Below are 12,321 nucleotides of genomic sequence, written 5' to 3'. Positions count from 1 at the left end.
CTAATATACTAACATGAAACCTATACAACATACCCTTCTTCACGCATTTTTGCTAGCTTATAACGTAAAGTTCTCTCACTAACTCCTAATAATGCAGCGACTTTTTGCCGATTCCCATTATTTTCCATTAAAGTTTTAACAATCAGTTCAAATTCATGAGCTTGCAAATTTTTACTACTCGCCGCGGCAACTTCTGTTTCTTGAATAGCGACCGATGAAAGTTGTAAGTGTTCTACTTCAATAATGCCTTGCGTTTGTAATACTAAAGCTCGTTGAATGACATTATCTAATTCGCGAGTATTTCCAGGCCAAGCGTATGCAAGCATAGATTTTTGTGCTGCAGGACTAATGACAGGCACAATTGGCTGCTTATGATGGCAGTGTTTACGTATTAGGTAATTGGCCAAAGGAATAATATCATTTTTTCGCTCTCTTAAAGGGTGCCACTGTAATGGAAACACATTCAGTCGATAAAATAAGTCCTCACGGAAACGTCCCGCTTGCACTTCATCCTTTAATTGCCTATTTGTTGTCGCAAGAATTCTTACATCCAAACTAATCGTTTTATTTGAACCAATGCGTTCAACTTCCTTTTCTTGTAAGACTCGTAATAATTTTGCTTGTAGACTTAAGGGCATTTCACTAACTTCGTCAAGAAGTAAGGTTCCACCCTGAGCTTGTTCAAATTTACCAGGAGTAGATTTATAAGCCCCTGTAAATGATCCCTTTTCATAGCCAAATAACGTAGCTTCTAGCATCTGTTCTGGAATTGCCGCGCAATTTATCGCAATGAATGGCTTTTTCTTACGTGATGAATGGTCGTGAATGAAATGAGCAAGTACTTCTTTCCCTGTTCCACTTTCGCCACTGATCATTACCCCTACGTCAGATTGTGCAACTTTTAACGCCATAGATAACAAAGCTTGGCTTTTGGGATCCTGGGCTATAGGTTCGCCAGTATCGACATCTCGCTCAACTTTAATGAATTGGTTAATTTTCTCAATAAGTATTTGGGCGCTAAAAGGCTTTTGTAAGTAATCAACAGCGCCCCGGCGCATTGCATCAACAGCATCTTGCACTGAACCATAAGCGGTCATCAAAATAACAGGCAAACCAGGACGCCTTTTTTGAATTTCATTTAATATTTGATTACCATCTAAACCATCCATGCGTATATCAGTCAGAACAACAGCTGGATTATGCAATTCAAGCAGCACAAGCGCCTCTTTACCATCCTTAGCGGTGATATAGGTATGTCCAGCAATGGTCATTGTTTCAGCTAAGGCTTCTCTTAAGACTGGATCATCTTCAACAATTAGAACATGACTCATAATAAAAATCCCTTTTTCCAAGCTAAGACCTGATACATTTTACTCATTTAATGAAATTAAATGTAAACGGCCCTGATTTTATCTTAAGGCTTACGCACCATCTTAAAAAATCAAGTTTTAAGATTATGGCAAATACAAATTAACCTGCGTACCTACCCCTTCCATAGACTCTAAGCTCACGGTTCCTCCATGAGCCTTTACTACTGCAAAAACTACAGCTAAACCTAAACCTGTTCCCTGGGCCTTAGTCGTATAAAAAGGTGAAAAAGCATGGCTTTTCACTTCCTCCGACATTCCGTTCCCATTGTCTTCAACAGATATATGAATACCCAAATTATCCATAGAAGCAAGGGTTAAGTAAACCTCTGTTGCCCCGGATTGTATAGCGTTAATGACTAAGTTTAAAACTGCACCAATTAATGACTCTCCATGAATCATCCCTTCTTGGGAAATTAATTGGTTATTTACCTCAAACACTATCGAATGCGAGGTAACATAAGGTTGGGCTCTCTGGATTAATTGCGAGCACCAATAATTCATATCCATCCGTGAAGGTTCTATTGTGGTGCCTCGAGCAAATAGCAACAAATCCTGAATCTGCTGCTCGATACTGCTATGACACTCCTTTAAGCGATGAAGCCAATTTTGCGCCCGTTCATCAATATCGGTAAGGCTATGTAGATGATCGGTAAATAACATAGCTGAAGCTAAAGGCGTTCTAATCTGGTGTGCTAATTGAGCAGTCATTGTACCAATAGAAACCAAACGCTTATCATTTTCTTTCGCTTTCTCATAATCGCGCGTTGTGGTGACGTCCGTCAAGCTAATTAAAATACCTGGCAAGCTATCTAAAGTAGCAAGAGCGGCATGCACACGCCGACCATCAGCCAAAGAAACCTCATGCCCATCATCGGCTCGTGGAGCAAAAGCACGTAATAAAACATCCAACCATAATGATCCCAGTAAACCATAACCCAGCATTGCCTCAGCAGGTGGATTCAACCAGACAATCCTACCTTGAGAATTTATAATAACTAACGCAGTCGGAAGGCTCGATAAAATATCCCATTCAGATATAGGAATCTGAGGCCTTACTGCACAAGTTTGGTAATTTGAATAATGCATACTAGACATTATGATTATGTGTATTTAAAGACTGTAACAAATTTTAAATGGAAAGCAAAATGCTTTTAAAATCATGGAATTAATTTTGAATACCGTGTGATAATAAATTGAGCAAAGCACGGGGAAATAAATAGAATTTAAGTTTTTTTGGCTTATTTCTTAGTAAAAACAACGAGGGATTTGCGGCTGTTTACTATATTAATTCCTATCTTTAACAGAACTATACGACCAAGCCAGATGGTCAAGGTATTGTTTAGGACAATTATTTACCCGAGATATGAGCTTTTTTGCTGACTTACAAAATTAGGGTGCCCTATTTTTAGGAGTTAGAGTTTTATCCTCATCAGATAACGCTATATTATCCTTAAAAATACTAAATTTTCGAAGAGGGCTTTTTTCTGACTCCACGATTTTTCGCACATTAAATTCAGTGGTGGCATCAGGTAAGGAGGCTGGAATTGGTAGCTCCTGCAGTTTTAATTCTTCTTTGGAGGAAGTGTTTTTATCGCTAGCTCCTAACATTTCTTCTTGTTCTAATTTGCTTAATTGTTCTTGATATTTTTGAAGAGCTAGTTGAAGATGTTGAATATTACCGATTAACTTTTGCTTAAGGTCTATTTTACTCGCATCGTTGGAGTCTGGAGCATGCTCAATTTGCTCATCCGCTTCAACTGTAGGTTTCTTATTATATTCTTCATTTTTTGTATTTTGTAATTTTAAATCTATTTGCAGCGTTAGTAATTTAACTTTTTCTTTTAAAGATTCGTTCTTATATTCAATTTGAGACAATAAAAGTTGATTTTGGTTCAAACTATCAATATGGACTGCCCTTTTTTCTTCTAGCTCTTTAGTTAATTGATCGAAGGGATCTTGGAAGAAAACCTTATTTAAAAGTAGGCTTGCCGAAATTAATAAGATAGTAGCGCAAATCATTTGTAAACCAATAGGGGTTAATGAAGCTGCTAATGCGCTAAGCGTCTGCAGGAAACTTAATTGTGTAATTCCCCCACCTAGCAAAGAGGACGCCCAAGCAAAAAGTCCGGTAAATGAAGTAGTTACAAAAGTTAAAAGGGCAGCAAATTCTCTTAATCTTTTTTGTATCGGTGAGGTCGCATTTGCCAATTCTGTGGATAACTTAAACAGGGGAACTAATTTCATAAACTGCTGCCCCAGAGCAATAAAAGGTACTGCTGCATAGGCAACTAATTTTCTTAAGCCTTGGACAAATGGGTTTTCCTTTTCAATATTTTTAACGCCCTCTGTAGGTTTTATATTAACCTTAACAGGTGGAGTACTTGCAATTTCTAAATCAGGAGAAAGGTTTAAGTTTTTTGCAGATTCCTGAAGTATTTTCAGTTCTTTTTCTAATACATCATGTTGTGCATATTGGAGCTCAATTTCTTTTGCAAGTTCCTGGATTTGACTTTCATGTGCATCTCTGGTCTCAATAGCCTCCATCAGCTGTTTCGATTTATTAAGGTAGCTGTATATGCCATTTCCGGCTAAAACCACACCACCTATCAGCATTGCAGAGCCAACCATCACCCAGCCTGCTGGTGTCATAGACAGCCCCAAAAAGGAGGTAATAGATAAGGCAAGGGTTATAACAGCTCCGTATTTAGCGAAATGATCTAAAAAAGTATTAAAGCCATTAAAAAATCCAGCAAGGTATTTTTGCCTGCTGTAAAGCATTTTTACAGCTTGCTCAGTATTACGTTGTTCATACCAAGAAGTTGCTTTTTTTAAGAAAGCAGTGACTTGCTCAATCGTTTTTATCATTTTTAGCCAGGCATAATGAACCCTAGTAATTATGATTATATATTACTCACCTTAACTAATAATTAAATTAACAGTTATTTTTTTATCATATTTTAAACTGCTATTAAGCGCAGGCGGCTTGTTCTCTCTTTCCTATTAATGAGAAAATATCGCCTATAGTTTCACACTGCATCAATTCGACTCCTTGAACAGTTACACCATAGCGCTGATAAATGGCTGCAACCGTTGAAATTAGAGAAAGTGAATCCCAATAGAGTTCATTGTTTAAGTAAATAGAATCTACTAGCAAATTCTTATCAACCATGAGCAATGTAGCTAAATCTGTTAATAAAAGATCTTTATTCATTTCTTACTCCTTTTTGTTTATTCGATTATCTAAGAGCCACAATTCACCTATCAAAGCTATAAGTTGCTCAACTAGACGTAAACAAGGTCCGTTTATTAGATCATTTACTAAAGATGTCCCCATATGATTCTCAATATTTAAAAGCGTAGCCTTTTCCATAATGCTAAAACCAATATCAACAGCATCACTATCTTTTTGTTTTGTTTCACTTGAATAGCTGCATCAGCTTTGAAGTTACCATCAAGACCATAACGGAATTGCTTTAATTTACAGATAAACTCCACATCTAAAGGAAAAACATATTCCCAAAAAGTTGAATTTACTTGATTTAGAACAAAACTTTTTTTCTCACTCCTTAAGGGAGAAATAAAAAACTTTGCAGATATAGATTCAACCATTTGCTGGGCTGCCTCTAAAAGAGCCAACCCCTGTATATGCTGCTCAGTCGAATGCGTTGTATCTTGCTCATTCAGCATTAAATAGCATCTAAATAAATAGTCCGATATTTTTTCTGGCTCTGAAATAATGCATTGTTTATGATTAAAATAACTAACAGCACGTCTATTACGCTGCATCAAACCAATAAACGAAAATCGCTCAGTCCATGAAAAGCTCTTAAGCATCTTATAAATTGAATCAATCATTGAATCACTTAGACCTTGGCCTATATATATTTGATATTTCACTTGGTTGTCTGGAAGTCCCTTTTTGAGCATGCATCGAAATTGCCCATAAGTGAGTATATTCTGACCATTAGAAAATTCTGCGAATTGATTGCCGATAATTATTATATTTATATTTTTCATATTTTTATTTTGCAAATGATTGATTAAAATATTTAACCACTAAACGTAAAAAGTTTACATTTACAAATTCTATTGCGATTATTTTATGATAAAATAAGAGGGCAAAATAATAGAGCTAAATCCAACCAATTAGAAGAATATATGATCGGGACCAGGAAAGTTTATTGGCATGAAATTAAAGATAAAATTAAAAATGCTAATTTTGAATTTTATACGCTTGTAGACCGATTAAATCCTGGGGTAGATTTTCCACTATATATACTTAATTTTCCCTATGGAGAGTTAATTGGTGATGAACACAGCCAATTCCTGCCTCTAGAAAATGGTACTCTGTTCAGGTTAAATGATCCGCGACTTCCGAATGAGCTAAATTTACATCTCGGATATGGTAAAAGTAGCTCCCCCTTGGGGATGATTATAGATAAACAATTTGAATGGTACGTTGATTTACCTCAAAAAAAATTAACGCTTCCCGTTCGGATCCAATCTCCTGGTGAATTTTTTAGTTACACCCGTATTGTAGATGTTCAGAGTAAATTTAATTATTCTCCCATGGGGGTTTTATCAGCAATTTCTGGCGGAAGATCTATTTTTATGCTTCCCAGTATTGGATGTCAATCAAGAATAACCAAGCTGTGTCGTGACTTAAAAATAAAAACTAAACCACCCGGCTCTTTATATGAACATTTTAATTTATTTAAAACCATATTAAATTGCCCTGAAATAGATAAATCATGGTACTCCAGCCTAATCTATTTTTCCGAAAATTGGATACATCACATTAAAAATGACCCGGATTGGTTTGATGTTCGACGATATTTTTATACCATTTTTGCTAAAGCAGCAATGTATTTAAGGCATATCCCGCACTACCAGACGGCTTATTCCTTGCTGTTGGAAACAACGAATCAAAAGCCCAATCCCTACTTGTTTGATTCATTCAAACATTTAATTGATATAATGACTGGTGAAACACCAGGTTTTTCACCTCAAATGAATCATGACTTACTTCCTTTAGAAATACTTCAAGATGTATTTCTAAATAGTTATGGCCTTAAACACCAACTGCCTACAATCATGGGGCCATCATATTTTAAAATTAACTCAGATAAGCCATTACCTGTTTATTATTCGCTACAATACCCTACGACCCGTTCTTTTTCACCCAACTCTAGAAAATCCAGCATCATGGAAGCAATGCGTGAATTTAAGGACATATGCGTAGATATGCTTAGTGAACTTATTAAAGATAACCATTTTTGCTCTAATACAATTATTCAACATATCGCACAAAACATAGAAATTTCATTTTTTCACAACTCAAATGATATTGATGGGCTAATTAGTAATGTGGGAGAACTTCTTAAAGCAGACCAACGTTTTTATCCTTCTTTAACAAATGGAGAGGCTCTTCTCCCTGCAGAAGACTCTAAGTTCTTTAGAGGATGTATTAGGATTGCTCATAAATAAGCTTCTTTCTGGCACATTTAAAAATGAATTATTTCAGGGCTTTTTGTATTTATATTCCTCATCAAGCTTCCTTAAAAATTCTATCTTTTCAGCAATTTTGATTTCCAAACCTCGTGGCACAGGCTGATACCAATTAGGCTCTTTCATGCCTTCAGGTAAATAGCGTTCTCCTGCGGCATAAGCATGCGGCTCATTGTGAGCGTAGCGGTATTCATGTCCATAACCTAATTGTTTCATTAGGCGTGTGGGAGCATTACGTAAGTGAATAGGCACCTCTTGCGATTTGTCTTTTTTTACAAAAGCCATGGCTTCGTTAAACGCATTGTAGCCTGCGTTACTTTTAGCAGCTATTGCCAGATAAATTACTGCTTGGCCTAAAGCTAACTCTCCTTCTGGCGAGCCTAATCGTTCATAAGTTTCTGCGGCATCATTTACAATTTGCATCGCTCGGGGATCGGCTAAGCCAATATCTTCCCATGCCATTCTAATAATGCGTCGAGATAGGTATAGAGGATCAACTCCCCCATCTAACATACGGCAAAGCCAGTACAGTGCAGCGTCCGGATTAGAGCCACGCACTGATTTATGTAAGGCAGAAATTTGATCGTAAAAATTCTCACCACCCTTATCAAATCGGCGCATGTTCTGGGCTAAGGAGTTAATCACAAAATCCTTCGTTACCTCAGTGACTTTCGCGGCTGCACAGGCGGTTTGCAACTGCTCCATACAGTTGAATAATCTTCGTGCATCACCATCGGCAAAATCAATAATGATAGCGGTTGCTGCTTCATCGAATGGAATTTCGTTGAGAGCTTTTTGATGTGCTTTTTCAAATAATTGTTTTAACTCTTCATTAGTTAATGGCTTTAGCACATAAACCTGTGCTCGTGATAGTAATGCCGAGTTTACCTCAAAGGAAGGATTTTCCGTTGTGGCCCCGATAAAAGTAACCAAACCCGATTCAGTATAAGGTAGTAAGGCGTCTTGTTGAGATTTGTTAAAACGATGAATTTCATCAATAAATAGAATGGTGTGTTTGCCTTGAGCTAAATTCTCTTGGGCTTGTTCCATTGCTGCTCGAATGTCTTTAACACCTGAGAAAACAGCTGAAAGTGCGATCCACTCACAATCAAAAGCATCGGCGGTAATCCGCGCCAGGGTTGTTTTACCAACCCCAGGTGGCCCCCATAAAATCATGGAGTGGAGCTTGCCACCCAGAAAACTAAGTCGTAAGGGTTTTCCCTCCCCGAGCAAATGCTGTTGACCGATTAACTCATCAATATGCTTCGGTCGTAATAACTCGGCCAATGGAAGAGAGGAGTTTTTCCTAAACTCGGTCATTGCTGTACCACATCAACCCCTTTTGGCGGCTTGAATTGGAACAAAGAACCAGCCAATTGAGGATTTAATTTAGTTTGTGCTAGCTGTACTGTAGTCACCTGCCCTAACTGATCATACAACACCAGTTCAGTTAACAGATTTTTATGAAATACTAATTTCATTCTCTGAAAATTAGCCTTAGGTGATTTAGATTTTAAATCAAAAGTAGGATTATCAGCTGAACCACTTTGAGCCACAATAAAGTCTCTGGTTACCGTATTGTCATAACCACTTAAAAATAAAGCAGCTGTGCCTCCTAGGCCCTTTTCTTGTTTTTTTACGGTAACTTGCTCAAGATCATTATCATAAATCCAAATACGCTGGCCATCAGCAACCATTAATTGGGTCATCGGTTCTTTAGTTTGCCAGCGGAAATGACCAGGTCTTTGCAGCGCCATAGTCCCAGAAGAGCGGGAAACCACACGCTCCTTCGCTTTTACGACCTGTTTAAAACTGGCAGTCATTGAACGAATGCCGTTTAATTTAGTTTGTAATACCTCCTCAGCCGTTTCACAAAACGCACCGGCAGAAAAACTCATAAGAACTGCAAGCAGTATTTTTTTCATGATCAATCCTCTGTTACTGAGTTTACTAAGACATCACGATAGCCACCATCTAAGGGGCCAACAATCCCTGTACGTTCCATTTCTTCAACCATACGTGCGGCACGGTTGTAACCAATTTTCAATCGTCGCTGTACTGCAGAAATACTGGCTTTACGTGTTTGAATGACAAACTCTACGGCTTGATCATAAAGTGGATCATCATCTTCAGCCTGGCTATCCCCATCCAAAGCACCACCGCCTTCGTCACCATCGACACCTATTCTCGTGATGTCTTCAATGTAATCCGGTTCACCACGAGCACGCCAATCATCTGCAATACGATGCACTTCTTTATCATCAACAAAAGCGCCATGTACACGCAATGGAGCTCCACTTCCAGGAGCTAAATACAGCATATCCCCATGTCCTAGTAATTGTTCTGCGCCTTGCTGATCCAGTATAGTACGAGAATCAATTTTTGAAGAAACCTGGAATGACATTCGTGTGGGAATGTTGGACTTAATCAATCCTGTTAAAACATCCACTGATGGACGCTGAGTTGCCAGAATCATATGGATTCCGGCTGCACGTGCTTTTTGAGCGATACGCGCAATTAACTGCTCTACTTTTTTACCGACAACCATCATCATGTCAGCAAGTTCATCAATAACCACAACGATATGCGGTAATGCTTCTAATAGAGGAGCCGTTTCATCCATTGAATCTACAGGCTTCCATAATGGGTTCGTTAAGGGCTCGCCATTGGCAATAGCTTCCGCAACTTTCGTATTAAAACCTGCAAGGTTTCTTACGCCCAAAGAGGCCATTAATCGGTAGCGACGTTCCATTTCCTCAACGCACCAACGCAGGGCGCTTGCTGCTTCTTTCATGTCAGTGACTACTGGAGTTAATAAGTGTGGAATACCATCATAAACTGATAATTCCAACATTTTTGGATCCACCATGATTAAGCGAACTTGCTCTGGAGTAGCCTTGAATAAAATACTCAAAATCATGGCATTAATCCCTACTGACTTACCTGAACCTGTTGTTCCGGCAACCAATAAGTGTGGCATTTTAGCTAAATCAACAACAACTGGATGTCCCGCAATATCTACACCAAGAGCTAAGGTAATTGGTGAATGAGCTTGTTGGTATACATCGGCAGATAAGACATCAGACAAGCGAACCATTTCGCGCGAATGATTGGGTAACTCCAAACCAACAACCGTTTTTCCAGGAATCACTTCGACCACACGTACGGAAATTACAGATAAAGAGCGCGCTAAATCTTTAGATAAAGCCGTTAACTTACTGACTTTAACTCCCGCAGCTAATTGCAATTCAAAGCGAGTAACTACTGGACCTGGATGTACAGCAACCACATCAGCTTGCACCCCAAAATCTAATAGATGCTGCTCTAGTTCTCGAGAAACATTTTCCAGCTCTTGATGAGTATATCCACCCATTGGCTTTCCAGGCTCTCCTTTATCCAGCAAATCTAATCCAGGTAAAGTACCTGGATTATGCAGCTTAGGGGCGCGGATTTCTTTTAAATCACGTTGAGGAGCGGCAACAACCACAGGTGCAGGTTTTACCACTTCAGCTCGGACTGGCTCTGGCTTAACAGGTTCGGGCCTGGTTATTTCTGGCCGCACTGACTCAGGCCTTGGAGCAACGGATTTTTCTATATTAGCCATTAATACTGGAGCATTTTGCTCTCTTTCTGGCTCAGCTTTAGAGTTAAATAATTTAGGAGCCGCTTTTTCTTGAACAGGTCTAGCTTCTGCCGCTGGCTTGCGGGCTTTATACGCTTGAATCCATTCACTACTTGTACTGATTATCTTTTTCACTGAGGCATAAGCCTTATTGATCAATGATAGTGTGTAAAAACCAATTAGCTCAACTGCCTGTAACCAGGATATTCCCGTAAGCCAGGTTGTTCCCACTAAAAACATAGCTAATAAAACCAGCACTGCGCCATGTAAATTCAGCATATTAAACCATGCCTTACCAACGGCTTGGCCAATAAGCCCTCCAGGACCATGCATCGGATCTAAGCGATTCCAGTGTGCTTGAAAACTTAATATACCACTACCCCCAACAACCATCAGCAAAAAACCGCCTAAACGTAGAGATAATGCACGAAGATCAAGGATCTTTAATTCACGTAGATCTTGAAGTATTGACCAAGTAATATAAACAAAAACAACCGGTAATAAATAAGCAAAATAGCCAAAAACAAAATAAAGAGCATCCGCAATATACGCTCCTACTTGTCCGCCTGAGTTGGCAACCGCTGTTCCTGCGCGTGTTACATGCGACCAACCTGGATCTGTAAATTGGTACGTCATTAACGATAAAAGAACAAATAAAGCTCCCGTTAAAGACAAGATAAAACTGCCTTCACTAAGGCGCTTGATAATGAAACTTGGCATGGTTTTTTTTAGGGAGCCAGCCTTTCTTCCCGATTGTTGTTTTGCCATAGGTATATTCATAGGTTTGTTTATGTCATAATGCCCGCCATCTTAACACAAAATATTAAGGAAGGCAGAATCGATGAGCGATAGCAATCACCACCGCTTAATCATCTTGGGTTCAGGGCCTGCAGGTTACACTGCTGCAGTCTATGCCGCAAGAGCAAATCTCAATCCGGTATTAATTACTGGCATGCAACCTGGTGGACAATTGACCACGACTACTGAAGTGGACAACTGGCCAGGGGATATTGAAGGGTTGCAAGGCCCTGCATTAATGGATCGCATGCAAAAACACGCTGAACGTTTTGATACAAAAATTATTTATGATCATATAGTTAGCGCTGACTTATCCAAAAAGCCGTTCACCCTGCGTGGTGATAGTGAAACTTATACCTGTGACGCATTAATCATTGCCACTGGAGCTTCTGCTCGTTACTTAGGTTTAGAATCCGAATCGGCCTATCAAGGTCGAGGGGTTTCTGCCTGCGCAACCTGCGATGGTTTCTTTTTCCGTAACAAGGCAGTTTGTGTTATTGGTGGTGGAAATACCGCGGTTGAGGAGGCATTGTATCTATCTAACTTAGCCTCTCATGTTACCTTAATCCACCGCCGTGATAGTTTGCGTGCAGAAAAAATTCTGCAAGACAAATTATTTGAAAAAGCACGAAGTGGTAACATCAGAATTATTTGGAACAGTGCCTTAGATGAAGTAATTGGTGATGGAAAAAAAGTTACTGGTGCCAAGATTCGTCACGTTCGTGATAATTCGACAGAACAACTCGATGTTGATGGGGTATTCATCGCTATAGGTCATACGCCAAATACAGAGCTATTCAAAGATCAACTCGATATGAGGGATGGCTACATTACTATTAAATCCGGGCTTGATGGGATGGCGACCAGTACATCAGTACCTGGAGTCTTTGCTTGCGGCGATGTTGCTGATCATGTTTATCGTCAGGCAATTACTTCTGCAGGTTTTGGCTGTATGGCAGCCCTTGATGCTGAGCAGTATTTGGATCTGGAACTCGAATAAGCGTCCCACCTCCCCTTTCTACA

10 protein-coding genes are annotated in these 12,321 nt (G+C 39.2%); 2 read left to right on the top strand and 8 right to left on the bottom strand.

The window, feature by feature from the left end; all coding sequences use genetic code 11:
- Nucleotides 1–20: 20 nt before the first annotated feature.
- From BN3124_RS11390 to BN3124_RS11370, 5 genes are all read right to left on the bottom strand, one after another.
- Nucleotides 21–1,331 (bottom strand): sigma-54-dependent transcriptional regulator, encoded by a 1,311-nt coding sequence (locus BN3124_RS11390; RefSeq protein ID WP_058534918.1) that lies wholly within the window; start codon nt 1,329–1,331, stop codon nt 21–23.
- A 123-nt stretch (nt 1,332–1,454) separates the two neighbouring features.
- Nucleotides 1,455–2,456 carry a sensor histidine kinase gene (locus BN3124_RS11385; protein ID WP_058534917.1) on the bottom strand — a complete coding sequence of 334 codons (1,002 nt, stop codon included), beginning with the start codon at nt 2,454–2,456 and terminating at the stop codon, nt 1,455–1,457.
- 303 nt (nt 2,457–2,759) lie between these two features.
- On the bottom strand, nt 2,760–4,235 hold the full coding sequence (locus BN3124_RS11380; RefSeq protein WP_058534916.1) for a hypothetical protein: 1,476 nt from the start codon (nt 4,233–4,235) through the stop codon (nt 2,760–2,762).
- A 103-nt stretch (nt 4,236–4,338) separates the two neighbouring features.
- A complete protein-coding gene (locus BN3124_RS11375; protein WP_058534915.1) occupies nt 4,339–4,581 on the bottom strand; it encodes an acyl carrier protein in 243 nt (80 codons plus the stop codon).
- 137 nt (nt 4,582–4,718) lie between these two features.
- Nucleotides 4,719–5,402 (bottom strand): hypothetical protein, encoded by a 684-nt coding sequence (locus BN3124_RS11370; RefSeq protein WP_149865256.1) that lies wholly within the window; start codon nt 5,400–5,402, stop codon nt 4,719–4,721.
- Nucleotides 5,403–5,528: 126 nt separating this feature from the next.
- On the opposite strand from BN3124_RS11370, the gene BN3124_RS11365 reads away from it, so the two are divergent.
- Nucleotides 5,529–6,857, top strand: a complete 1,329-nt coding sequence (locus BN3124_RS11365; RefSeq protein ID WP_058534913.1) for a hypothetical protein — start codon at nt 5,529–5,531, stop codon at nt 6,855–6,857.
- Nucleotides 6,858–6,890: 33 nt separating this feature from the next.
- On the opposite strand, the gene BN3124_RS11360 is transcribed toward BN3124_RS11365, so the two are convergent.
- Genes BN3124_RS11360 through BN3124_RS11350 form a run of 3 tightly spaced genes read right to left on the bottom strand, consistent with a single transcriptional unit; the run spans nt 6,891 to nt 11,268 of the window.
- Nucleotides 6,891–8,198: a replication-associated recombination protein A gene (locus BN3124_RS11360; RefSeq protein WP_058534912.1), complete on the bottom strand. Its 1,308-nt coding sequence runs from the start codon at nt 8,196–8,198 to the stop codon at nt 6,891–6,893.
- On the bottom strand, nt 8,195–8,803 hold the full coding sequence (gene lolA, locus BN3124_RS11355; RefSeq protein WP_058534911.1) for an outer membrane lipoprotein periplasmic chaperone LolA: 609 nt from the start codon (nt 8,801–8,803) through the stop codon (nt 8,195–8,197). Before lolA ends, BN3124_RS11360 begins: the two co-directional genes overlap by 4 nt.
- Nucleotides 8,804–8,805: 2 nt before the next feature.
- The gene (locus tag BN3124_RS11350; protein ID WP_058534910.1) at nt 8,806–11,268 is read right to left on the bottom strand and encodes a DNA translocase FtsK; all 2,463 of its coding nucleotides are present in this window, start codon (nt 11,266–11,268) and stop codon (nt 8,806–8,808) included.
- A 73-nt stretch (nt 11,269–11,341) separates the two neighbouring features.
- On the opposite strand from BN3124_RS11350, the gene trxB reads away from it, so the two are divergent.
- The gene (trxB, locus tag BN3124_RS11345; protein WP_058534909.1) at nt 11,342–12,298 is read left to right on the top strand and encodes a thioredoxin-disulfide reductase; all 957 of its coding nucleotides are present in this window, start codon (nt 11,342–11,344) and stop codon (nt 12,296–12,298) included.
- Nucleotides 12,299–12,321: the final 23 nt, after the last annotated feature.

The sequence above is a fragment of the Legionella saoudiensis genome, from assembly GCF_001465875.1.
GTDB classification, from domain to species: domain Bacteria; phylum Pseudomonadota; class Gammaproteobacteria; order Legionellales; family Legionellaceae; genus Legionella; species Legionella saoudiensis.
Note: the sequence above shows the minus strand (reverse complement) of the source record. Positions and strands in the feature narration are given on the sequence as shown.

Excerpts from the sequence above, each read along its gene's own strand:
- BN3124_RS11390 (WP_058534918.1), bottom strand. The coding sequence starts at position 1,331 with ATGAGTCATGTTCTAATTGTTGAAGATGATCCAGTCTTAAGAGAAGCC.
- BN3124_RS11385 (WP_058534917.1), bottom strand. The coding sequence starts at position 2,456 with ATGCATTATTCAAATTACCAAACTTGTGCAGTAAGGCCTCAGATTCCT.
- BN3124_RS11380 (WP_058534916.1), bottom strand. The coding sequence starts at position 4,235 with ATGATAAAAACGATTGAGCAAGTCACTGCTTTCTTAAAAAAAGCAACT.
- BN3124_RS11375 (WP_058534915.1), bottom strand. The coding sequence starts at position 4,581 with ATGAATAAAGATCTTTTATTAACAGATTTAGCTACATTGCTCATGGTT.
- BN3124_RS11365 (WP_058534913.1), top strand. The coding sequence starts at position 5,529 with ATGATCGGGACCAGGAAAGTTTATTGGCATGAAATTAAAGATAAAATT.
- BN3124_RS11360 (WP_058534912.1), bottom strand. The coding sequence starts at position 8,198 with ATGACCGAGTTTAGGAAAAACTCCTCTCTTCCATTGGCCGAGTTATTA.
- lolA (WP_058534911.1), bottom strand. The coding sequence starts at position 8,803 with ATGAAAAAAATACTGCTTGCAGTTCTTATGAGTTTTTCTGCCGGTGCG.
- BN3124_RS11350 (WP_058534910.1), bottom strand. The coding sequence starts at position 11,268 with ATGGCAAAACAACAATCGGGAAGAAAGGCTGGCTCCCTAAAAAAAACC.
- trxB (WP_058534909.1), top strand. The coding sequence starts at position 11,342 with ATGAGCGATAGCAATCACCACCGCTTAATCATCTTGGGTTCAGGGCCT.